Consider the following 17,839-nt stretch of genomic DNA (forward strand, 5'->3'; position numbering starts at 1 on the left):
TACGACCTCGCCCATGGACTTGAGGCATTCGACGTAGCCAGGAACTCAGCCCAATCCGGCAAAGTCCTGCTGAACTTCCAGGATTAGTTTTTCGCCACGGGTACGAAGACGCGGGGCTGGTCGTTCCAGCTGGGGGCCAGCTCCGCGATCGTTTGGCGCATTATTTTTCCGGCCGCATCCCTGGCCTGCTGACCGTCGCCGGCGTCGATGGCGTGCGCGACGTCAATATGCCACTGCAGCGCCTGCTTCTGGGGGTGCTCCGGCATAAGTCCGTGGACCGTACGTCCCGTCAGGGTCTCTGTAACCTGGCCAATCAGATTGGCAAACATCTCGTTTCCAGAGCCGGAAAGCACCAGTGCATGGAAGCGGATGTCGAGGTCAAGGAACCGTGGCATGTCTCCGGCGTCGCCGGCTTCCTTCATGGCCAGCGAAATATCCACGAGTTCCCGGCGAAGGGTTTCCGGAGCGTTCCCAGCTGCGAGTTCCGCAGCAACAGGCTCGACGGCGGAACGCAGCTCAGCGAGCGACCTCAGTTGGGCGCCACGGCCTTCCCCAGCCAGGCGCCAGCGAATGACCAACGGATCAAAGGGATTCCAACGATGGGCCGGGAGGACGCGGATTCCCACACGCTTGATGGTCTCCACCAGGCCCAACGACTGCAGGACGCGGACGGCCTCACGGACCACCGAGCGCGAAACGTTGAGCTCGTCTTCCAAATGTTCGGCCAGCATGACGTGGCCGGTGGGAAGGGCGCCGCCCACAATCCGGGTTCCCAGATGCTCTACGGCTCGGTGGTGGAGGCTGGTTGACATAGAGGTAAGCATAGTGGGGCGAACACGTTCCGCGTGTAGCATCCGATGCAGCTTGGCGCCGTGCGGAAGTCCCGCACATCATAGACTGTTTATGACGCGGCGCCGTTCCAAAACGTGGGCGCCGCTTTCCTGCTCATGGCTTAAATACGTATGGTTTATTACAGCCCCTGGTTATGAAATCGCTTCCTGCGTGTCCGCAGGACTGTTTGTACACGATCGAATTGGAGTTTTGATGTCAGCACACATCGGTGTCACCGGCCTTGCGGTGATGGGCGCCAACCTGGCCCGCAACCTGGCCCGCAACGGCTTCACCGTGGCTCTCCACAACCGCTCCGTGGAAAAGACCGACGCCCTGCTGGAAAAGCACGGCACGGACGGCGACTTCATCCGCACGGAAACGCTGCAGGAACTCGTCGACTCCCTCGAAAAGCCCCGCCGTGTCCTGATCATGGTCAAGGCGGGCGCTCCCGTGGACAACGTCATCGAGCAGCTCGAACCGCTGCTCGAAGCCGGCGACATCATCATCGATGCCGGTAACTCGCACTACGAGGACACCCGCCGCCGCGAAGCCGCGCTGGCCAAGAAGGACCTGCACTTCGTCGGCGTCGGTGTTTCCGGTGGCGAAGAAGGCGCCTTGAACGGTCCCTCCATCATGCCCGGTGGCTCCAGGGATTCCTATGACGCCCTCGGCCCGCTGCTGGAGAAGATTGCCGCAAAGGTCGACGGCGAACCTTGCTGCGCCTGGATCGGCACCGACGGTGCCGGCCACTTCGTCAAGATGGTCCACAACGGCATCGAATACGCCGACATGCAGGTCATCGGTGAAGCATTCGATCTCCTCCGCTCCGGCGCCGGCATTGAGCCCGCCGAGCAGTCCAAGATTTTCGCTGAGTGGAACAAGGGCGATCTGTCCTCCTTCCTGATCGAAATCTCCGCCGAGGTCCTCGGCCATGTTGACGCCAAGACCGGCAAGCCGTTCGTTGACGTCGTCGTGGATGCCGCAGGCCAGAAGGGAACCGGACGCTGGACGGTCATCTCCGCCCTGGAACTCGGCTCCCCGGTCTCCGGCATCGCAGAGTCCGTTTTCGCCCGCGCACTGTCCTCACAGGCCGAGCAGCGCAAGCTTGGCCAGGAACTGCTGGCTGGCGAAGAAGCCTCCGTGGAGATCCCTGAGACGTTCGTTGAGGACGTACGCCAGGCGCTGTACGCCTCCAAGTTGGTTTCCTACGCCCAGGGCCTGGACATGCTGACCTCCGCTGCCAAGGAATACGGCTGGGACCTCAAGCTGGACGAGATCGCCTCGCTGTGGCGTGCAGGTTGCATCATCCGCGCAGAACTCCTCAAGGACATCACCAAGGCCTACGCTGCCGAGGAGAAGCCTGCCAACCTCCTGTTCGCGCCGGCTTTCACCAAGGCCATCGCTGAGGCCCTCCCGGCCTGGCGCCGCGTTGTAGCCACCGCTGTCCAGCTCGGCATTCCGGTACCGGTGTTCTCCTCCTCGCTGGCATACTACGACGGCCTGCGTCGCAAGCGCGTTGCTGCTGCGCTGATCCAGGGACAGCGCGACCTCTTCGGTGCGCACACCTACGGCCGCGTTGATGCCGAAGGTACGTTCCACACGCTGTGGGGCGAAGACAAGTCCGAAATCTCGGCAGTCGACACCCACTAAGGTTCCTCAGCAAGGCCGGTTCTTCCCAGATACGCTGGGAGGAGCCGGCCTTTGCCGTGTCGGAACGGGTACCGGGCCATCGCGCGGGTGCCACGAGCCAAGGAGCCAACGCCATGACCGAACGCATCGCTTTCGTCACGGGGGCGTCTACCGGCATTGGTTTTGAGACGGCGCGCGCCCTGAGGTCCGCAGGCTTCATTGTCTACGCCGGCGCGCGTCGGGTGGAGAAGATGCATCCACTTAAGGCGCAGGGAATCACCGTCATGCACCTGGATGTCACCATCGAGGACTCCATGGCCTCAGCTGTGGCGCTTGTTGAAGCAGCACACGGGCACATAGATGTCCTGGTGAACAACGCAGGGTACGGCTCCTACGGCGCCCTGGAAGAGGTCCCCTTGGCCGAAGGCAGGCGCCAGTTCGAGGTGAACGTGATCGGTTTGGCGAGGATGACGCAACTCGTCATTCCCAGGATGCGGGATGCGGGTTCTGGCCGGATCATCAACGTCTCGTCCATCGGCGGAAAGATTTATGAACCCCTGGGCGCTTGGTATCACGGGACCAAATTCGCAGTCGAGGGAATGAGTGATTCTTTGCGGCTTGAGTTGAAACCGCACGGCATCGACGTCGTCCTCATCGAGCCCGCCGGAACGGACACCGAATGGGGCACCATTGCCGGGGAAGGCCTGTTATCGGCGTCCTCTAGAGGTCCATACAAAGGGCAGGCCCACGTCATGGCAGCAGCCTTGGCGTCAACATCCGGCCAGCTGATATCTACGCCTCCGAGGGTAGTGGCCAAGGCAATAGTTCGCGCGTCAACGGCAAAACGCCCCAAGACCCGCTACCCGGTGGGTAGGGGAGCCTGGAGCGTCCTGGCCTTACGGAGGGTTCTTCCTGACCGCGTCTTTGACGCCGTGCTGTGGAACTCCTACAAGAGGTTTACTGGCTAGCTCAGCTAGATCCGGTATTCGATGTAGTACTCAGCCGGGTCAACCGCCGGCTTGGTTTCGGACTTCGCGTCGCGGTGCCGCCATGTGGCCGGAATGCCCGTGATGATCGACTCCGGGGGAGCGTTCTTGACCACTACGGCGTTCGCACCGATTGCGCTGTCTGCACCGATCGTAATGGGACCCAGGACCTTGGCGCCTGCGCCGATGGTCACACGATCCCCAATGGTGGGATGACGCTTGACCTTGGCCAGGGAGCGGCCGCCGAGCGTCACGCCGTGGTAGATCATGACGTCCTCGCCGATTTCAGCAGTTTCACCGATAACGACGCCCATGCCGTGGTCGATGAAGAAACGCCGGCCGATGGTGGCGCCGGGATGGATTTCGATGCCCGTCAGGAACCTCGCCAACTGGGAAATCAGGCGGGCGGGAAAACGAAGGGCCGGGTTTTGCCAGAGTCGGTGGGTCACGCGGTGTGCCCAGATGGCGTGCAGGCCGGAGTAGGCGAAAAAGTTCTCAAAAGAACCTCGAGCCGCCGGGTCATGTGACCGGGCGGCGTCGAGGTCTTCCTTAAGCCTTGCGAAGAAGCTCACAAAGACCTTTCTACAGGAAATGAATGCTAGTGGGCGAAGTGTTAGCCGCGGATATCGTCAAAGAGGACAGTGGAGATGTAACGCTCTCCGAAGTCCGGCACGATCACGACGATGAGCTTGCCCTTGTTCTCCGGGCGCTTGGCGACTTCCAGCGCACCCCATACTGCGGCACCGCCGGAGATGCCGGCGAGGACGCCTTCCTTGGAACCCAGGGCGCGAGCGGTGGCAACCGAGTCCTCAAGGGTAACGTCGAGAACTTCGTCGTAGACGTTGGTGTCCAGGACCTCCGGGACGAAGTTGGCGCCCAGGCCCTGGATCTTGTGGGGACCCGGGCTGCCGCCATTAAGAATGGGGGAGTCCTTGGGCTCAACGGCAATGATCTGGACCTCGGGCTTGCGCTCCTTAAGGACCTGCCCGACGCCGGTCACGGTACCGCCGGTGCCGATGCCGCCAACAAAGATGTCTACTTCGCCGTCGGTGTCCGCCCAGATTTCCTCGGCAGTGGTGTTGCGGTGGATCTCCGGGTTGGCCGGGTTGGCGAACTGCTGCGCCCAGATGGAGTTCTCCGTGTTGGCAACAATTTCCTGGGCCTTTTCAACGGCGCCGCGCATGCCTTCGGAACCGGGAGTCAGGACGATCTCTGCACCGTAAGCGCGAAGCATGACACGACGTTCGGTGGACATGGTCTCAGGCATGGTCAGGATGACCTTGTAGCCTCGTGCGGCACCAACAAGGGCCAGCGCGATTCCGGTGTTACCGGAGGTGCCTTCCACAATTGTTCCGCCGGGCTTCAGGGCGCCGGACTTTTCGGCGGCGTCAATGATGGCCACGCCGATGCGGTCCTTCACGCTGTTGGCCGGGTTGTAGAACTCAAGCTTGACCGCAACGGTGGCCTCAAGGCCTTCGGTCAGCCGGTTCAAACGGACCAGCGGAGTGCGGCCGACCAGCTGGGTGACGTCGTCGTAGATCCTTGCCATGAAGATTATGCCTATCTCTGAAGAGGGAATGCTGAGGTCAGCCTAACCAGCCGCATCGAAACCGTGCTAAGCAGTTAGCCATGCAGAGTAATATTTCCGCGCTTTGGCCAGTTTTGGATTGATGATGACCTGGCAATAGCCCTGGTACGGGAATTTGCCGTAGTAGTTCTGATGGACTTCCTCTGCCTCATAGAATTCGGGTAGCCGGCTCACTTCCGTCACAATCGGATTGGCCCAGAGTGCTTGCGCGCGCTCGATGGCTTCTTCGAAGAGGATCTTTTCCTCCGTCGTGGTGTAGAACATTGACGAACGATATTGGGTACCTGTGTCGTAGCCCTGCCGGTTCAGCGTGGTGGGGTCGTGCAGCGCGAAGAACATGTCAAGAATGACTTCCTCCGGCACCACGGTTTCGTCGAATGTCACCGCAACTACCTCTGCATGGCCGGTCGTTCCCGAGCAAACGTCATAGTAGTCAGGGTTTCGGACATGGCCACCCGTATAGCCGGAGACTACGGAACTGACGCCGCGGGTTTTCTGGTAGACGGCATCAAGGCACCAGAAGCATCCACCACCAAGTACAAAAGTTTTCATGATCTCTTCAATGGATTGGAGGGCCTGATGATTCCCGCAATACCTTACGGGAGAATAACGCCGCTGGGCAGGTACGGCAGCAACCAAGACTGCCCCATCCGGCCCAGTAGGTAAGAATAAGAGTATGGAAGCAGTAGACACCGCCATTTCTGATGCGGATTCCGGCGACGACGCCGGGACAGTGGAAGCGAGCGGAGACCCAACCCTTGGCCAGGTGTTGCTTGCTGTTGAGGAACTCTGGCCGGAGTCCTTGGCTGAGGATTGGGACGAGGTGGGCCTCGTAGTTGGACGCCCCAACACACCCGTCACCAAGATCCTGTTTGCTGTGGATCCCACCCTTGCTGTCATCGACGAGGCCATTGAGTGGGGTGCCGGACTCTTGATTACCCATCATCCGCTGCTGCTCAAAGGCGTGAACTCCGTCGCGGCCACTTCCGCGAAAGGCTTGGCCGTGCACAGGCTGATCGAGGCGGGCACCGGACTCCTGACCGTCCACACCAACGGTGACTCCGCAGTCGGCGGCGTATCCGACGTATTGGCGGACGCCTTTGGCCTGGAGAACGTTGCTCCGCTTACTCCTGCCGCCAATGGTTTGCCCGAGGAAGGCATTGGCCGGGTTGGTGATCTTCCTGAGCTCATGACCCTTGGCGATTTCGCTGCCCGCGTCTTTGGGATGCTCCCCGCGGTGGCCGGAGGGGTCCGCGTGGCCGGTGACAAGGACGGTCTGCTACGGCGCGTCGCCGTCTGTGGTGGTGCCGGGGACAGCTTGTTCGATGCCGTCAGGGCCAGCCATGCAGATGTCTACGTGACGGCCGACATGCGGCACCACCCGGCGTCGGAAGCGCGGGAAGGTGCCGTCAACGGCCGTCCGTACCTCATTGACGTTTCGCACTTTGCCAGTGAATGGCTGTGGCTGCCCGTAGCCGCTGAAGCGCTCGGCAATGTACTTACAGACCAGGGCTACGATGTCGAGATCCGCGTGAGCAGCACCAATAGCGATCCCTGGGACTTCATACTCACTCCCGGCGGGGACTAGAGTCTAGAAGACACGGACGAACCCACTCAACAGTGGCCGTCCATCCGGAACTGATTCCCAGCTCCGGAAGCGACACAAGCGGAGGTAAGCGTGGCGAAAGCAGCACCGGCAGAACAACTGAAATTGCTTGAACTGCAGGGACTGGACGCCAAGCTCAAATCGTTGGCCGGCCGCCGGAAGGTGCTGGAAACAGATCCACGGATAGCTGACCTGCAGGATGCCCTGAATGTAGCCAATGGTGAACTTGGCGCTGCCAAGATGGCGGTGCACGACGCCGAAGCCGAACTGCGTCGTTCCGAAGCGGACGTGGAGCAGGTCACCTCCCGCATCGAACGTGACGAGGCCAGGCTCAACAGCGGAACCGGTCTCTCCAAGGACCTGGTGGCGCTTCAGAGTGATATCGCATCCCTTAACAAGCGCCGCTCGGACCTTGAGGACGTTGAGCTTGAAATCCTGGAGCGTTTAGACACCCTGCGGGAGCGCCAGGCCGCACAACAGGCCATCGTGGATGACATCCAGGGTTCATTTGCCGGCATCCGCGCAGAATTGGATGAGGCGATTGCTGAAATCGCCGCCGAGGAAACCCTGGTCCGCGGGCAACGTGCCGCGTTCGCGGAGGCCCTCGACGCCGGAATGCTTGCAGTCTATGAGAAGACGATCGCCAAGCGCGGCGTGGGCGCCGCCAGGCTCTTTCACGGTAAATCGGAAGGTTCAGGCATGATGCTCAGCCCTGGCGACCTCGCTGAAGTCAAGGCTGCGGCTGACGACGACATCGTTTTCTGCCCGGACTCCGGATGCATCCTGGTCCGTTCGGCGGAGTGGAACTGACCTAGCTGCCCAGAATGATATTCAGTGCGTGTGGCTTGCGGGCCGTGCCGGAAACGAGTTCCGCCATCCAGACCTCCGTGGCCGCTTTCAGCAGTTGATCAGGTGTTGCGGGCGCCTTGCCACGCCTGGTCAGCAGATGCCTGGCAAACTCACCCCGCGTGTGTTTGGCGAAGTGGCTGACCACCGTGCGCTTGCCGTTTGCCTCGTTGAAAACATTCACCGTCACGGTTTGCGGTGCTGGTGGAGCCCACGCAGCTGCATACGTGCTGGAGCGGCAATCAACCAGCAATTCTCCTTCAGCCCGTTCGGCGAGGGCCGCATTCAGGTTCGGCTTCCAGAACGAGGCGAGGCGTCCGACGTCGGGCAGTGCCGTTCCCATGGACAGCCGGTAAGCCGGCACATGGTCACCAAAACCGATGGCACCCCATAATGCCGAAACCACCAAAATCGATTCGGTTGCCTTGCGTCGTTGGGCCGGCGTCATGGAATTAAAGCCGAGCGCGTCATACAGGACTCCGGAGTAGACCTGGTGGGCCGGCGCCGCTGGTTCCGCATGCAGCCGGGTATTACGTTCGACGTCGTCCTTCAGCGAGGCGCCGACGCCAAGCAATGCCAGGGCGTCCTCGTGCGCGCTAACCGTGCCCAACGATTCCAGGACCTTGGCGCGGTACGGGTTGAGCTCCGGAAAGCTGAGCGACTCCCATTCGACGGCGGGACCTTTGACGGCGGGGGTCTTGCCTTCGGAAGGCGGCAGCAGAATCAGCACCAGACGATATTACCGGGGACGGAGGCAACCCTCGACGCCGGTAGACTGTACGGCGGATGGGTTGACCAGGCGGTCGCGCGTCACGCAAGTGGCTCGAGGAACGTCCGGGCTCCGCAGAGCAGGGTGGTGGGTAACGCCCACTCGGGGTAACCCGCAGGCCAGTGCCACAGAAAACAGACCGCCTGCGCGTGGTGATGCTTGCATCAGCACACGGCAGGTAAGGGTGAAACGGTGGTGTAAGAGACCACCAGCTCCCTGGGTGACCGGGGAGGCTAGGTAAACCCCACCCGGAGCAAGGCCAGACAGGACACGTTTGAGGGCTGCTCGCCCGAGTGTCCGGGTAGGCTGCTGGAGGGCGTCGGCAACGACGTTCGTAGATGGATGGCCGCCACTCCTTTGCCGGCAACGGCACGGGATGACAGAACCCGGCGTATCGGTCAACCCATCCACACATTTGCCCCTAGATCCCAGGCATGTGACGTCCATTGTGACTGCCATGTGAGTGATTTCACGCCCCCGGGCGCCCAAGAGAGCACCCTTCCGCCTTAGACTTGTTATGAACGTAGATGTTCTGCCGCCGGGACTGCGTTCGCAGCCGGCGGTCTTTTCTTTGCAATCGTTCAAGGCGCTGTGGGCGGACCGAAGCCCGGCCAGTGCTCGTGCCGCAGGATTACTCCGGGCGGCCGCCATCTGCATACGAGGACGTATGTGGTTGACCCAAGGAAGGTAGTTCTGTGAGCCAGACGTCAGATTCTTGTCTTGATAAGTGGATGGGCCGGGAGGCTCTCGCCGAGGCCATGATTCCGGTAATCGGCCGGTTGTACCGGGAAAACAACGTGGTCACGAGCATCCACGGCCGGAGCTTGATCAACAAGTCGACCATGAACATCCTGAAGGCCCACCGCTTTGCGCGCCGGATGAGCAATACCGAGCTCCTGCTCGAAGAAACTGCACCCCTGTTGAACGCGCTTGCTGAGCTGGAACTCGGCGCGGCTGCGATCGACATTGCCCGTCTCACGGAGAAGTTCCGCGTCGAGGGCCACGGCACCTCCTTGGATGAGTTCCTGCGGTCTGAGCTCGCCGAAATCGTCGGAAAGCGTGGCGCTGATGACCGCACCAGCACCGACGTCGTGCTGTACGGCTTCGGCCGCATCGGCCGCCTCCTGGCCCGCATCCTGATTGAAAAAGCCGGTGGCGGGCATGGCCTGCGGCTGCGTGCCATCGTCGTCCGCAAGGGCGCCGAGAATGACCTCGTCAAGCGCGCCAGCCTCCTGCGCCGCGACTCCGTACACGGTTCCTTTGAAGGAACCATTCGCGTGGACGAAGAAGCCAACACCATCACCGCCAACGGTGTTCAGATCCAGGTCATCTACTCCGACAACCCCGCAACCGTGGACTACACCGCCTATGGCATCGAGGATGCCCTGGTAGTGGACAACACCGGGCGTTGGCGCGATGCTGAGGGCCTGTCCCAGCACCTGCAAAGCAAGGGTGTTGCGCGCGTCCTGCTGACGGCGCCGGGCAAGGGCGATCTGAAGAACATCGTCCACGGAATCAACCAGTCCGACATCTCCGATGACGACAAGATCGTCACGGCTGCGTCGTGCACAACCAACGCCATCACGCCGGTGCTGAAGGCCATCAACGACAAATTCGGTATCATCCACGGCCACGTTGAAACGGTGCACTCGTTCACGAACGACCAAAACCTGATCGACAACTTCCACAAGGGCGATCGCCGCGGCCGTTCGGCGGCCCTGAACATGGTTATCACGGAGACGGGTGCAGCCAAGGCTGTTGCCAAGGCGCTTCCGGAACTCCAGGGCAAGCTCACCGGCAACGCGATCCGCGTACCTACCCCGGATGTGTCCATGGCGATCCTCAACCTCAACCTTGCCAAGGGCACCACGCGCGATGAGGTTAACGACTACCTCCGCGAAATGTCGCTGCACTCGCAGTTGCGCAAGCAGATCGACTACATCGACTCTCCGGACGTTGTCTCCACCGACTTCGTCGGTTCCCGCCGGGCAGGCATCGTTGATGGCCTGGCCACTATTTCCAACGACAAGAACCTCGTTCTCTACGTTTGGTACGACAACGAATTCGGCTACTCCTGCCAGGTAGTCCGTGTCATGGAGGAAATGGCCGGCGTCAACCCGCCGTCCTTCCCTGCCCGCGACATCGTGGCGCCTATTGCAGTGCTTGAGGCAGCGAACGCCTAAGCCGGAAGTATTCACGGGTTTCCCGGCTGAGTTACTGGTATCAGCCGGGAAACCTGACCAAAATGGGTTCATGGAAAATGAATCAACTTTGGAACACGAGACAACGCTGGAACATGCGCTGGATGTAGCACGGGCCAACCACAAGCAGGCACAGAAACTGCTGGACCACGCCATTGCAGCAAACGCCGCGGGGGACGTCAGCGACGAGCGCGTCCAGCAATTGCGCACGCTGCTGGAGGTGGCTGCTGAAGACCTCCAGCGCGTTATGCGCGAGCAGTAACCCGGGGAAGTTCCCCACACTGCAGTGTGACTTCTCCTACACACTGTGAATATCGGCTCTGACTGTCGGTGCCGTGTCCTACGCTCGTAGGACACCACCCACCCCGACTGGACGGAGCCCCTTGAGTATCACCTGGTCTGCCTACAAACGCGCGCGCAGACGATCACGCCAAGCTTGGGCCATTCTAGGATTAGTAGCCGCAACCCTCGCGGCAGGCCTGTCTTGGTTCTTCACCACAGGCCAGTTCAACGCAGCCGAGCCATGGGTCTCCGGTCCCAGTGATGCGCCGGTCTTTAATCCCGCTTGGATGAAACCCATTGCCGGGATCGAGGCCGTTCCCGCGGAGAAGGCAAGCGCGGCACTCGCACAGCTGGAAGTTAAGGGACGGGCATCCCAGGAAGACTATGAGCGAACCGCATTCGGCCAGGCATGGCTGGATGCCGATCGAAACGGATGCGATACCAGGAACGACATCCTGCGCAGGGACCTGTCGTCCGTGGAGTTCACCAGCGGCTCCTCATGCAGGGTTGCCACTGGAGAGTTCCAGGAACCCTACACGGGTGCGCACGTGACCTTCCGCCGAGGTCAGGACACCAGCGCTGATGTTCAGATCGACCACATTGTGGCTTTGGCCGACGCATGGCAGAAGGGTGCCAAGCAATTAACGGTGCAGCAACGCCAAAGGCTGGCAAATGATCCGTTGAACCTGATTGCGGCTGATGGGCCCGAGAATGTGAAGAAGGGCGCAGGCGACGCCGCCACTTGGCTTCCGCCGAACAAGAACTTCCGGTGTCACTACGTAGCACGGCAGATCTCCGTCAAGGCAGCCTACAAGCTCTGGGTCACCCAGGCGGAGAAGGACGCCATGATGCGCGTCCTCTCTTCCTGTCCGGATCAGCAAACCATTTACAGTGCCAGGTGACCGTGTCCCAGTTGCCAGGTACCGCCGTCGTCGATTCTCTCCAGGACAACGCGCTGAAGGGAGGTCTCCCGCGGTAGCCGGTCCAGGCCCTCAAGCCCCCGGTGCCGAAACGTGAAATAAACCGCATCAGTGGGCGCATCGGTGCACCTGTCCAGTGTGAAACGGCGGGCGAAGGATGCGATGTTGCTGTTTGGAAGCCTTTTAACCAGGTAGGGATCCAGCATCCAGGACTCGCACGTGGCCACAGTGGCTGGCTTGTCCGGGAAATAGTGCGGAAAGAACGAACGTGCCTCGTCAAAGCTGGCGTCTACCAGGGCGGGGGAGAGGCCTCCGTCCTCGGGAATGTGGATACCCAAGACCCAATCGGATGCGTACGCCACGTTGCCCTCAGGCCCGTCGTCACGAGGGCTCCGGATCAAATGAAATTGCAACCGGCCGAGCCGGAACAGATTCCCTGCCATATGCAACGTCAGCCAGCCCCAGGTGTCCAGGCCGAAACGTCCATGAACGCGGCGGTTGATGCGGAGCTGGAGCCCCACGTCGGCGAGGGTGGCTGCTGACACGTCGGCGCTGATTCCCAGTTCCAAATGGTATGAGTGGACTCTGGGTGCGAAGCGGAGCAGCGCCTCGACCCAGACACTCTCCCCAGGCTGCCTGGGCGAAACTGCGTCGGCCGAAATACTGTCGGCCGGAAAAGTGCCAAGCCGTTGCTGCAGCAGCTCCAATGCTTCCAAGACGTTGCCACTGGGGTTTCCGTCCAAGAGCGCGGCGCATTCCATGGCGTCCTCGCCGGTAATGTCCAGGAGCTCGAACAATTCTGCATGGGGCGCTTGGGTCATCGAAATCAGTGTCCGAAAGGATCGGGGTCGACGCCAGGCATCCATGTCAATCCGGGAACGCCCCAACCGTTCTTCTTGGCCTGCTTCATTGCCTTCCGGGCATATCGGTCCACAAGGCGGTTGACGTAAAGCTTGCCGTCCAAATGGTCGTACTCGTGTTGCATGACTCGAGCGAACCAGCCTGTAGCCTCGAAATCCACCGGTTTCCCGTCACCGTCAAAGCCTTGCACGCGGGCCCATTCAGCGCGCTGCAGAGGGTAGTGCTCTCCGGGGAAGGACAGGCAGCCTTCAACGTGCTCTTCCGGGTCCGGGAGGGCTCCGGAGATCTTTGAGAGCGTCAACACGGGATTGACCAGAACGCCTTGATCCGGGGCGTCGTCGTCGTTGGCGTACTTATACACAAAGATGCGCTTCCCGACTCCCACCTGGGGTGCGGCGAGACCCACTCCGTTCGCGGCTTCATTGGTTTCGAACATGTCCGCGATGAGTTTTCGGAGATCGTCATCGAATACTTCGACTTCAGTTGCCCGACGATGCAAAACGGGTTCGCCCCAAATGGTCACAGGGAGGACGGTCATGTCAGCTCTTCCTTGGTCGGGCCAAAACAAAACAAAGGCCGCACCGGATAACCGGTGCGGCCTTTGTGGAAACCGGCTTCTAAGCCAATCTCGGCGGGGTGAGCGACGGGGGTTGAACCCGCGACCTCCTGGACCACAACCAGGCGCTCTGCCAACTGAGCTACGCCCACCATGTGCCTTTTTCGGTAAGTCCGTATGACCGGCATTCCGTGAAGGCAACGACAAATAGCTTACCTGCTGTTTTGGGGTGAAAAGTCCACTTTTGCCGGTTTCGACGAAAAAACCTTCAAAAATGGCGCAGATCACATAGTCTCTGTTGAACTCAGAGTCTCAGCAGTGGCCGTGATGTCCTTGGAGATGCGCTGGGCGGTAGCAGTGTCAGGACCAGGGGCGGGTACAAAAACGGCCTGCCTGTAGTAGCGGAGCTCGTCGATGGAATCCTTGATGTCGCCCAGTGCGCGATGTCCGCCATGCTTGGCGGGCGACTGGAAGTAGGCCCGCGGGAACCAGCGGCGCGAGAGTTCCTTGATGGTACTGACATCGATCACGCGATAGTGGAGGTGCTCCACAATGTTCGGCATGTCCCTGGCCAGGAACATCCTGTCCGTGCCCACCGAGTTGCCTCCCAACGGGGCCTTGCGTGGGTCCGGAACCCACTTCTCGATGTACTCAAGCACCTGCGCCTCGGCCTCGGCCATCGTCTTGCCGTGGGGGAGTTCGTCAAGGAGTTTGGAGCGCGTGTGCATGTCGCGAACGAAGTCGTTCATTTGCTCCAGCGCTGCGTCGTCGGGCTTGATCACGACGTCCACGCCATCGCCCAGTATGTTGAGCTCGGAGTCCGTCACGAGCGCCGCAACCTCGATCAGGGCGTCGTTCTTGAGGTCCAGGCCGGTCATTTCGCAGTCAATCCAGACGATGCGTTCATTAGTAATAGGCACGCGCCTAGCCTATCCTTCAGGCGGTTCCAAGTGCTCCGATGGTAGGATTTTTGAGCACGGCAGTGTCCTTTCTTCCTGTCGTGGACAGCCCCCAGAGATTCAGATTTCTGTCCCGGACGCAACGGGCAAACGATTGGATGAAGACCACATGACGGTGCCTGTACCCGCCGCCCAGAAGGCAGGGAAAGAAGCGCCGCCCGCGGATGCTGCTGCCAACGAAGTGGATAACGCCAGGTCCCCGCTGATCGCCGGTTTCATTGGCTCGATGTTCCTTGTCTTCGGCTCGCTGGGCGTTGGCTGGCTCGCACCGGTGTCTGAACTTCGCCGGCTTCCGCTCTTCATCTGGATGCGCACCGAAGGTGTGGGCGTCGCGCTGTCCATCGTCCTGCTGGCTGTTGGAGGCATGCTGCTGGTCCGGGCCTGGCTGCGCCTGGGGCAGCGTGTCCGGGTTTGGGGACTTCAAGCCCGCAAGGCCACGTTGCAGGCTGTAGTGGCCTGGGGACTGCCCATGATGTTCACGGTACCGCTGTTCAGCAGGGACGTTTACGCCTACATCGGGCAAGGCAGACTCATGGTTGAGGGGATGAATCCCTACGAGAATGGGATTTCCGCCCTCCCGAACTACTTCCAATTGGGCGCCGACAAGATGTGGACGGAAGCTCCCGTTCCCTACGGCCAGTTCTTCCTCTGGATCGAACAATTCGTTGTTTGGGTGACCAATGTCCAACCTGAGGCTTGCATCATGCTGTTCAGGCTGGTGGCAGTTGCGGGCGTCATACTCTGCATCATCTACGTGCCCAAGCTGGCAGAACTCCACGGTGTCAATCCGCACCGTGCACTATGGTTGACGGCCGCCAACCCCCTCTTTCTCACCAACTTCATCGCCAGTGTCCACAATGACGCGCTCATGATCGGGCTGGCCTTGGCAGGTCTGTACTACTGCGCCACCCGCCGGGTGGTCCTGGGCTTGGTGCTGGTGACACTCTCCATTTCGGTCAAGCCAATTACGGTGGTCTTCCTGCCCTTTATCGGCTTGCTCTGGGCGGGCAAGGGTGCGTCATGGCCGCGTAAGATCCTTTTCTGGTTCCTGACAGCAGCCCTGACCTTTGGCCTCCTGTACGCCATGAGCCTGGGCAACGGGTTTGGGTTTGGGTGGGTGAAGGGCCTGTCTGCCCCCGGGAGCGTCTGGATTTGGTATGCGCCCATCGGTTTGATCGGCTTGGTTGTCGCCTCGATCTTCAATGTATTTGGACTTGACGGCTGGGGCATGGCGAAGTGGGTTTACGACGCCGGCAAAGTGCTGATGGTGGGAGCCATCGCCTGGCAGGTCTTCCGGGGAGAACACGACCGCCTGATGCGCCGGCTCACCCTGGCCTTTGCGGCGATCGTCCTGTTGGCCCCGATGATCCAGTCGTGGTACGTCGTGTGGTTGATTCCGTTATTTGCGGTTACCGGCATACGCAATGACTGGCAGGTGAAGGCTGTTTACTTCGTTGTGTCGTTCTTCATGGTCTACGCCATCTCGGACCAACTGGATGTGTTTCCCTATCTTCAGAGCGAGGATCTCGGCCTTGCCCTGACCCTGGCGCGGAACGCGGCAGCCATCATCGCGCTCCTGTTTGCCGTTTACTTGATCTTCGTGGATCCGAAGACGAAAAGCCTTTTCCGCAAGCGCGACGAACCAGGCCTGCGCCCGATCATCTGAGGATTGCCTGAGTCTCCCGACGGCTCCTGGCCGACTGCTTAATGTGAGGACAGCCGAATGCCTAATGTGAGGACAGAAGCCGTACTGCCTCACGTGTGGAGAGCGGGCTGAGCGCTGGAGCATTCTCTGCGGCGAATGCCCTGACCCACTCGGGGTTCGTCTTGCTGTACTCCCGCAAGGCCCATCCGATGGCCTTGCGGATGAAGAACTCCTTGTCGGCAAGGTTGGGTTTGATAACGGCCGCCAGCAGCCCAGGGTCCGTCAGCGTCTTGGCTGCCAATTGAGCAGTAATGGACGCCCTTCGGATCCACATGTCCTCGTCCGTGGACCATTGCAGCAAAAGAGGCGTCATGGTGGACCTATGGGCAAGGAGAAGGGCACACAGACGGTGGGCCACTCCGTCGACGAGGTCCCACCAGGCGCCGGTGCGGATTATTTCCTCATAGACAGGCAGCATGGCAAGGTCGTCCTTGACCATCGGCAGGCCTGTCAATTCAATGGCTGCATATCGTTCTTCGCGCGCCTGGGCATTCCGCCACAAATCATGAACGGCCTCGCGAAGGCTGCCGGGTGAAGAGATGGGAAACTGCCTGGCCGCCGCCTTGGCGATTCTTCGCACCTCTGGCACCCGGATACCCCACGAGGGCATGTCCGACTTCATATACGCCTGCGCTCCCCGGGCACGCTCGGGATCCCCGGCAGATCGAAGTTTTGACCGGATGTCCTCAAGCAGGTCCTTGTTCTCCATTCCTCAACTGTATGACTGGGCAGTATGACTGGCCGTCCTGGGAAGTGTCCAACCCGGAAATCGTCTTTGTTCTCCGCCCCATACAAGCGACCGCGAGGCCAGCAGTCTTATGCGGCCTTGCTGTTGACTCGAACGATGGCGCGCCCGGGAATGGGAGTTGATACCACTGAGAACCCACTTTCAACGAACAGCGAAACCGTGCCGTGATACAAGTCGGACGGAGCAGCCTTTGGACGAAGGCTGGTGTCGACGGGATACGCCTCAAGGGTGGTGGCTCCGTTATTGAAGGCATGGTTGACGGCTGCCCGGAGTAACGTCGCGGCAACTCCTGATCGCCGATGGTTCGGTGAAACCACAAAACAGCTCACCGACCAAAGGGTCCCAACGTCAACGGGCGGCAGGTCCGCTGCCCGAAGAAGCTGCGACCGTTCTATGCGGGGATAGTTTGCCCGCGGTTCCACAGCGCACCAGCCGACCGCCTGACCACCCCGGAATGCCAGCACCCCTGGCTCTGGATCCTCGTCGAAGCGGGCCCGCAGGAGCTCCTTGAGTTCGGTTGGTGCCTTGGACCTGAATTCCTTGCCCGGGAGGGCGAACCAGCGGCACCAGCACCGGGATGGCTCGCCCTTGACCCCGAATAATTTCTCCACGGCCTCCCAGGATGCCGGAGCTGTCTCCAGTCGGGGTACTGCTGCGTCGTATGCCATGGACCCAGAGTAATCTCCACTGTGGGGCTACTGCGGGGCTGGTCCCACCAGTTTCATCGCGGTCCCCGACGCGAAGGTTCAAGCCCCGGCACCCACCAACTCACCTGTGGTGGTGTTTACCACCAGCGGACCGGCGCCATCCGGATCGTCGACGTCCAGTGTTTCTGTCTCGTCCTCCGGGGGCGCTTGTTCGTTGTCGCCGGCCTCCCACTCAATCCCCGGATCTCCGAGCTTCCCGGCTGCCTCGCCGGAGGGGTTTGAGTCGGCTGGAGCCGACGTCCCGTTCATCCGGGTGAAGTTCGCAGAACCCCACATGAGATCGTGCCCGACTGATTCCGCGTCGATTTCTGCCACATGGTAGATCTTGCCCTCGTGTTCCCACTGCCTTAGACGGAGTTTTCCCACGACGATGACGCGTTGACCCTTCTTCACGCTGCAGCCAACGTGGCCGGCCAAGTAGCGGAAGGACTGCACCGTGTACCAGTTGGTGTTGCCGTCCACCCATGTATTGCTGGCCCGGTCGTAGCGCCGTTCAGTTGTCCCGAGGCGAAATGAAGCAGTGGACGTTCCGCGTGTGGTGGTCGAACTCTTGACTTCCGAGGCTACAAAGCCCCGAAGAGTAATGGTGTCGTTCATGGTGGTCCTTCTCGATGTAGGAAAGTGCCCGTCCGGCCCTCTTAGCCT

The 17,839-nt window shown here is 60.8% G+C and carries 19 protein-coding genes, 1 tRNA gene and 1 other RNA gene; 9 read left to right on the forward strand and 12 right to left on the reverse strand.

Annotated features, from left to right (window positions below; genetic code table 11):
• Nucleotides 1–83: 83 nt before the first annotated feature.
• The gene (locus ACFX4T_RS24770) at nucleotides 84–812 is read right to left on the reverse strand and encodes a FadR/GntR family transcriptional regulator (RefSeq protein ID WP_216925444.1); all 729 of its coding nucleotides are present in this window, start codon (nucleotides 810–812) and stop codon (nucleotides 84–86) included.
• Nucleotides 813–1,044: 232 nt separating this feature from the next.
• On the opposite strand from ACFX4T_RS24770, the gene gndA reads away from it, so the two are divergent.
• Both gndA and ACFX4T_RS24780 read left to right on the forward strand, forming a co-directional pair.
• The gene (gndA, locus tag ACFX4T_RS24775) at nucleotides 1,045–2,481 is read left to right on the forward strand and encodes an NADP-dependent phosphogluconate dehydrogenase (protein WP_377654999.1); all 1,437 of its coding nucleotides are present in this window, start codon (nucleotides 1,045–1,047) and stop codon (nucleotides 2,479–2,481) included.
• 113 nt (nucleotides 2,482–2,594) lie between these two features.
• Nucleotides 2,595–3,428: an oxidoreductase gene (locus tag ACFX4T_RS24780; protein ID WP_377655001.1), complete on the forward strand. Its 834-nt coding sequence runs from the start codon at nucleotides 2,595–2,597 to the stop codon at nucleotides 3,426–3,428.
• 5 nt (nucleotides 3,429–3,433) lie between these two features.
• On the opposite strand, the gene epsC is transcribed toward ACFX4T_RS24780, so the two are convergent.
• The 3 genes from epsC to msrA form a co-directional block, all read right to left on the reverse strand.
• Nucleotides 3,434–4,018: a serine O-acetyltransferase EpsC gene (epsC, locus tag ACFX4T_RS24785; RefSeq protein WP_216925447.1), complete on the reverse strand. Its 585-nt coding sequence runs from the start codon at nucleotides 4,016–4,018 to the stop codon at nucleotides 3,434–3,436.
• 41 nt (nucleotides 4,019–4,059) lie between these two features.
• On the reverse strand, nucleotides 4,060–4,995 hold the full coding sequence (gene cysK, locus ACFX4T_RS24790; protein WP_216925448.1) for a cysteine synthase A: 936 nt from the start codon (nucleotides 4,993–4,995) through the stop codon (nucleotides 4,060–4,062).
• 66 nt (nucleotides 4,996–5,061) lie between these two features.
• The gene (gene msrA / locus ACFX4T_RS24795) at nucleotides 5,062–5,586 is read right to left on the reverse strand and encodes a peptide-methionine (S)-S-oxide reductase MsrA (RefSeq protein WP_377655004.1); all 525 of its coding nucleotides are present in this window, start codon (nucleotides 5,584–5,586) and stop codon (nucleotides 5,062–5,064) included.
• Between the two features lie 124 nt (nucleotides 5,587–5,710).
• On the opposite strand from msrA, the gene ACFX4T_RS24800 reads away from it, so the two are divergent.
• Nucleotides 5,711–6,622: a Nif3-like dinuclear metal center hexameric protein gene (locus tag ACFX4T_RS24800; protein ID WP_216925450.1), complete on the forward strand. Its 912-nt coding sequence runs from the start codon at nucleotides 5,711–5,713 to the stop codon at nucleotides 6,620–6,622.
• 90 nt (nucleotides 6,623–6,712) lie between these two features.
• Nucleotides 6,713–7,450 carry a zinc ribbon domain-containing protein gene (locus tag ACFX4T_RS24805; protein ID WP_223946267.1) on the forward strand — a complete coding sequence of 246 codons (738 nt, stop codon included), beginning with the start codon at nucleotides 6,713–6,715 and terminating at the stop codon, nucleotides 7,448–7,450.
• Between the two features lies 1 nt (nucleotide 7,451).
• On the opposite strand, the gene ACFX4T_RS24810 is transcribed toward ACFX4T_RS24805, so the two are convergent.
• Nucleotides 7,452–8,216 carry a YaaA family protein gene (locus ACFX4T_RS24810; protein WP_216925452.1) on the reverse strand — a complete coding sequence of 255 codons (765 nt, stop codon included), beginning with the start codon at nucleotides 8,214–8,216 and terminating at the stop codon, nucleotides 7,452–7,454.
• A gap of 57 nt (nucleotides 8,217–8,273) precedes the next feature.
• On the opposite strand from ACFX4T_RS24810, the gene rnpB reads away from it, so the two are divergent.
• The 4 genes from rnpB (at nucleotide 8,274) to ACFX4T_RS24830 (ending at nucleotide 11,640) form a co-directional block, all read left to right on the forward strand.
• Nucleotides 8,274–8,665: RNase P RNA component class A (gene rnpB, locus ACFX4T_RS24815), an RNA gene on the forward strand.
• Nucleotides 8,666–8,950: 285 nt separating this feature from the next.
• Nucleotides 8,951–10,438, forward strand: a complete 1,488-nt coding sequence (locus ACFX4T_RS24820; protein WP_216925453.1) for a glyceraldehyde-3-phosphate dehydrogenase — start codon at nucleotides 8,951–8,953, stop codon at nucleotides 10,436–10,438.
• 70 nt (nucleotides 10,439–10,508) lie between these two features.
• A complete protein-coding gene (locus tag ACFX4T_RS24825; RefSeq protein WP_216925454.1) occupies nucleotides 10,509–10,718 on the forward strand; it encodes a hypothetical protein in 210 nt (69 codons plus the stop codon).
• Between the two features lie 121 nt (nucleotides 10,719–10,839).
• Nucleotides 10,840–11,640: an HNH endonuclease family protein gene (locus ACFX4T_RS24830; RefSeq protein ID WP_377655008.1), complete on the forward strand. Its 801-nt coding sequence runs from the start codon at nucleotides 10,840–10,842 to the stop codon at nucleotides 11,638–11,640.
• Here the strand turns inward: ACFX4T_RS24830 and ACFX4T_RS24835 are convergent.
• The 4 genes from ACFX4T_RS24835 to orn form a co-directional block, all read right to left on the reverse strand.
• Nucleotides 11,625–12,479, reverse strand: coding sequence for an acyltransferase domain-containing protein (locus ACFX4T_RS24835; RefSeq protein ID WP_216925456.1), 855 nt, complete (start codon nucleotides 12,477–12,479; stop codon nucleotides 11,625–11,627). The two genes, ACFX4T_RS24830 and ACFX4T_RS24835, sit on opposite strands and share 16 nt — an antisense overlap.
• A gap of 5 nt (nucleotides 12,480–12,484) precedes the next feature.
• Nucleotides 12,485–13,057 (reverse strand): peptide deformylase, encoded by a 573-nt coding sequence (gene def, locus ACFX4T_RS24840; RefSeq protein WP_377655010.1) that lies wholly within the window; start codon nucleotides 13,055–13,057, stop codon nucleotides 12,485–12,487.
• A gap of 97 nt (nucleotides 13,058–13,154) precedes the next feature.
• A tRNA-His gene (locus tag ACFX4T_RS24845) sits at nucleotides 13,155–13,227 on the reverse strand.
• Nucleotides 13,228–13,359: 132 nt separating this feature from the next.
• Nucleotides 13,360–13,995, reverse strand: coding sequence for an oligoribonuclease (gene orn / locus ACFX4T_RS24850; RefSeq protein WP_216925458.1), 636 nt, complete (start codon nucleotides 13,993–13,995; stop codon nucleotides 13,360–13,362).
• A gap of 148 nt (nucleotides 13,996–14,143) precedes the next feature.
• Here orn and mptB point away from each other — a divergent pair, with 148 nt between their 5' ends.
• On the forward strand, nucleotides 14,144–15,700 hold the full coding sequence (gene mptB, locus ACFX4T_RS24855; RefSeq protein ID WP_377655012.1) for a polyprenol phosphomannose-dependent alpha 1,6 mannosyltransferase MptB: 1,557 nt from the start codon (nucleotides 14,144–14,146) through the stop codon (nucleotides 15,698–15,700).
• A gap of 61 nt (nucleotides 15,701–15,761) precedes the next feature.
• On the opposite strand, the gene ACFX4T_RS24860 is transcribed toward mptB, so the two are convergent.
• From ACFX4T_RS24860 to ACFX4T_RS24870, 3 genes are all read right to left on the reverse strand, one after another.
• Nucleotides 15,762–16,448, reverse strand: a complete 687-nt coding sequence (locus ACFX4T_RS24860) for a DNA alkylation repair protein (protein ID WP_216925460.1) — start codon at nucleotides 16,446–16,448, stop codon at nucleotides 15,762–15,764.
• A gap of 107 nt (nucleotides 16,449–16,555) precedes the next feature.
• Nucleotides 16,556–17,155 carry a GNAT family N-acetyltransferase gene (locus tag ACFX4T_RS24865; RefSeq protein WP_377655014.1) on the reverse strand — a complete coding sequence of 200 codons (600 nt, stop codon included), beginning with the start codon at nucleotides 17,153–17,155 and terminating at the stop codon, nucleotides 16,556–16,558.
• A gap of 78 nt (nucleotides 17,156–17,233) precedes the next feature.
• On the reverse strand, nucleotides 17,234–17,791 hold the full coding sequence (locus ACFX4T_RS24870; RefSeq protein WP_377655016.1) for a single-stranded DNA-binding protein: 558 nt from the start codon (nucleotides 17,789–17,791) through the stop codon (nucleotides 17,234–17,236).
• Between the last annotated feature and the right edge of the window lie 48 nt (nucleotides 17,792–17,839).

The sequence above is a fragment of the Paenarthrobacter sp. YIM B13468 genome (assembly GCF_042788025.1).
Classification (GTDB): Bacteria; Actinomycetota; Actinomycetes; order Actinomycetales; family Micrococcaceae; genus Arthrobacter; species Arthrobacter aromaticivorans.

Coding starts and splice junctions, on each gene's coding strand:
- ACFX4T_RS24825 (WP_216925454.1), top strand. CDS start 10,509: ATGGAAAATGAATCAACTTTGGAACACGAGACAACGCTGGAACATGCG.
- msrA (WP_377655004.1), bottom strand. CDS start 5,586: ATGAAAACTTTTGTACTTGGTGGTGGATGCTTCTGGTGCCTTGATGCC.
- ACFX4T_RS24780 (WP_377655001.1), top strand. CDS start 2,595: ATGACCGAACGCATCGCTTTCGTCACGGGGGCGTCTACCGGCATTGGT.
- gndA (WP_377654999.1), top strand. CDS start 1,045: ATGTCAGCACACATCGGTGTCACCGGCCTTGCGGTGATGGGCGCCAAC.
- ACFX4T_RS24860 (WP_216925460.1), bottom strand. CDS start 16,448: ATGGAGAACAAGGACCTGCTTGAGGACATCCGGTCAAAACTTCGATCT.
- ACFX4T_RS24800 (WP_216925450.1), top strand. CDS start 5,711: ATGGAAGCAGTAGACACCGCCATTTCTGATGCGGATTCCGGCGACGAC.
- cysK (WP_216925448.1), bottom strand. CDS start 4,995: ATGGCAAGGATCTACGACGACGTCACCCAGCTGGTCGGCCGCACTCCG.
- ACFX4T_RS24835 (WP_216925456.1), bottom strand. CDS start 12,479: ATGACCCAAGCGCCCCATGCAGAATTGTTCGAGCTCCTGGACATTACC.
- def (WP_377655010.1), bottom strand. CDS start 13,057: ATGACCGTCCTCCCTGTGACCATTTGGGGCGAACCCGTTTTGCATCGT.
- ACFX4T_RS24770 (WP_216925444.1), bottom strand. CDS start 812: ATGTCAACCAGCCTCCACCACCGAGCCGTAGAGCATCTGGGAACCCGG.
- ACFX4T_RS24865 (WP_377655014.1), bottom strand. CDS start 17,155: ATGGCATACGACGCAGCAGTACCCCGACTGGAGACAGCTCCGGCATCC.
- mptB (WP_377655012.1), top strand. CDS start 14,144: ATGACGGTGCCTGTACCCGCCGCCCAGAAGGCAGGGAAAGAAGCGCCG.
- ACFX4T_RS24870 (WP_377655016.1), bottom strand. CDS start 17,791: ATGAACGACACCATTACTCTTCGGGGCTTTGTAGCCTCGGAAGTCAAG.